General features: G+C 71.6%; 4 protein-coding genes and 1 pseudogene. 4 read left to right on the top strand and 1 reads right to left on the bottom strand.

Features of this window, described 5'->3' with window-relative positions; all coding sequences use genetic code 11:
• Positions 1-654, top strand: a 654-nt coding sequence (locus tag AC1DZ6_RS23780) for a glycoside hydrolase family 15 protein (protein WP_477099574.1), incomplete at its 5' end; no start/stop codon positions are given.
• Here AC1DZ6_RS23780 and AC1DZ6_RS23775 read toward each other — a convergent pair.
• Positions 608-997 carry a winged helix-turn-helix transcriptional regulator gene (locus AC1DZ6_RS23775; RefSeq protein ID WP_477099573.1) on the bottom strand — a complete coding sequence of 130 codons (390 nt, stop codon included), beginning with the start codon at positions 995-997 and terminating at the stop codon, positions 608-610. The genes AC1DZ6_RS23780 and AC1DZ6_RS23775 overlap by 47 nt on opposite strands.
• 106 nt (positions 998-1,103) lie before the next feature.
• Between AC1DZ6_RS23775 and AC1DZ6_RS23770 the strand changes: the two genes are divergently transcribed.
• The 3 genes and pseudogenes from AC1DZ6_RS23770 to AC1DZ6_RS23760 form a co-directional block, all read left to right on the top strand.
• Entirely contained in the window at positions 1,104-1,547 is a 444-nt protein-coding gene (locus AC1DZ6_RS23770; protein WP_477099572.1) for an NAD(P)H-binding protein, read from the top strand.
• On the top strand, positions 1,544-1,909 hold the full coding sequence (locus AC1DZ6_RS23765; protein ID WP_477099571.1) for a c-type cytochrome: 366 nt from the start codon (positions 1,544-1,546) through the stop codon (positions 1,907-1,909). Before AC1DZ6_RS23770 ends, AC1DZ6_RS23765 begins: the two co-directional genes overlap by 4 nt.
• Before the next feature lie 60 nt (positions 1,910-1,969).
• Positions 1,970-2,322: pseudogene (locus AC1DZ6_RS23760) on the top strand (AraC family transcriptional regulator); the annotation flags it as partial.

Below are 2,322 nucleotides of genomic sequence, written 5' to 3'. Positions count from 1 at the left end.
GTCGGCGAGCGGGCTTTCCAGTTGCACGACCAGCCCGACGCCAGCCTGTGGGAGTTCCGCGGCCGGGCCAATGTCCACACCTATTCGGCGGTGATGTGCTGGGCGGCCTGCGACCGGCTGGGCAACGCCGCCGCCCGCCTGGGCCTGACCGAGCGCGCCGACTTCTGGAACGCGCGCGCCGCCAAGGTGCGCCAGACCATCGACGAGCGGGCCTGGAACGCCGACCTGGGCCGCTTCGCCGCCACCTTCGAGGGCGACGAGCTGGACGCCAGCCTGCTGCAACTGGTCGACCTGCGGTTCATCGAGGCCAACGACCCGCGCAACGAGGCCACGGTCGCCGCCGTCGAGGCGGGCCTGCGCAAGGGCTCCTACCTGCTGCGCTACGCCATTCCCGACGACTTCGGCGCGCCGCAGACGGCGTTCAACATCTGCACCTTCTGGCTGGTCGAGGCCCTGTACCTGGCCGGCCGCATCGACGAGGCGCGGTCGCTGTTCGAGGAGATGCTGGCCCGCCGCACCACCGCCGGCCTCCTCTCGGAGGACATCGGCTTCGCCGACGGCGAGCTGTGGGGGAACTATCCGCAGACCTATTCCCTGGTCGGGCTGATCAACTGCGCGGTGCTTCTGAGCCGGCCGTGGACGTCGGTGCGATAGCCTCTTCGCCGGCGGTGTCCTGCTTGGGCCGCTGGGCATGGGCCGCACCCCAGTCGCCCATCTGGTCCAGCAGCGGCGCCAGCGTCAGTCCGCGTTCGGTGATGGCGTACTCCACCGACGGCGGAACCTGGCCCAGCACCGTCCGCGAGATGATCCCGTCGCTCTCCAGCTCGCGCAGTTGCAGGGTCAGGATGCGCTGGGTGACGTAGGGGGTCAGGCGCCGCAGCTCGTTGAAGCGGCGCGGGCGGTCCTTGAGATAGTAGAGGATCGTCGGCTTCCACTTGCCGCTGATCACATCGACCGTGGCCGACACCGAGCACCAGGGAACGGACGACTTGGACATGGCGGCGCTCCAGAGGGCGTGGCGGACGACGGTATCAAAATAGTGCGTACTTACGGAGCGCCAAACCACCGCGCTATGTCCCTGCATCCGATCGATGGAGGCGGCGATGTTCGCGATCATGGAAGCGATGGGCGCGAGCGGCGGCGCGGCCCTGGCCGAGCTGCGGCGATGCGGGATCCGGGTCAGGGCCCTGGCCCGCGACCCCGAACGGGCGGCCTGCCTGTGGACCCAGGGGATCGAGCTGGTCATCGCCGCGCCTGACGACGCCGACGCCTTGGCCGCCGCGTTCAGCGGAGTCGAAGCCGCCTGCGTGATGCTGACGCCTCGCGCCCCCTCGACGGCTCTCGCCCGGGCCGTCGGCCAAGCCCAGCTACGCCATGTGGTGGCGATCGCGGCGGACGGCGGCTGTCCGGAGGTCGAGGACGCCCTGCTGGCCACCGGCGCGTCGGTGACCTTCGTGCGACGGCTGGACGCGGCGCGATCCGGCGCCGAGGCCGCGCGCACGGCGGGTCGCCTGGCGGCGCGATGCCTGATGGAGGTGCGGACGTGAGGCGGCTTGTCCTGGCCGCCGCCCTGCTGCTGGCCGCCTCGCCCGCCCTGGCCGGTCCGCCCGCCGGCGACCCGGCGCACGGCGAGGCGCTCTACGGCAAGCGCTGCGCGTTCTGCCATGCGCTGGACCGCAACAAGATCGGACCGCGCCATCGCGGCGTCTACGGTCGCCACGTCGCGGCCGTACCGGACTTCCGCTACAGCAAGGCCCTGGCGTCTCGCGACTTCACCTGGAACGCCCAGACCCTGGACGCCTGGCTGGCCGATCCCAAGGGGTTCGCGCCCGGGACCTCGATGGGCGCCAGGACCGCCTCGGCCCAGGACCGCGCCGATCTGATCGCCTATCTGCAGGCCCATCCGTGACCGACCAAACATGACGAGGCTTTAAGTCGCCGAACGCGGTTTTGCCGCTAAGCTCCCGGCATGTCCGCCCTGCGCTCCCGCCTCGTCCCCGGCGAAACCATCCCGCGTCACATCCACGACGAGGCCTATGCCGCCGTCGTGCTGGACGGCGGCTACGAGGAGGCCGGCGAGCGGGGGCGCTGGCGAGTGCGGGCCGGCGACGTGCTGCTGCACGGCCGGTTCTCGGGCCACTGGAACCACCGCCCGGGCAAGGCCCTGGTGCTGAACCTGCCGCTGCTCCCATCCTTGGTCGTTGACTCGGCTTTACCGGCCATGGCCCGGACCGCCGATCCGGACCTGCTGGCCCGCCTGGCCGAGCGCGACCCGGTCGAGGCCGCCGCCGCCCTGCTGGAGACCCTGCGCCCGGGCCAGGC

This window comes from Caulobacter sp. P1_B12_2, assembly GCF_056406675.1.
Note: the sequence above shows the minus strand (reverse complement) of the source record. Positions and strands in the feature narration are given on the sequence as shown.

Bases quoted from the DNA above. Each gene is read 5' to 3' on its own strand.
- AC1DZ6_RS23775 (WP_477099573.1), bottom strand. From the start codon at position 997: ATGTCCAAGTCGTCCGTTCCCTGGTGCTCGGTGTCGGCCACGGTCGAT.
- AC1DZ6_RS23770 (WP_477099572.1), top strand. From the start codon at position 1,104: ATGTTCGCGATCATGGAAGCGATGGGCGCGAGCGGCGGCGCGGCCCTG.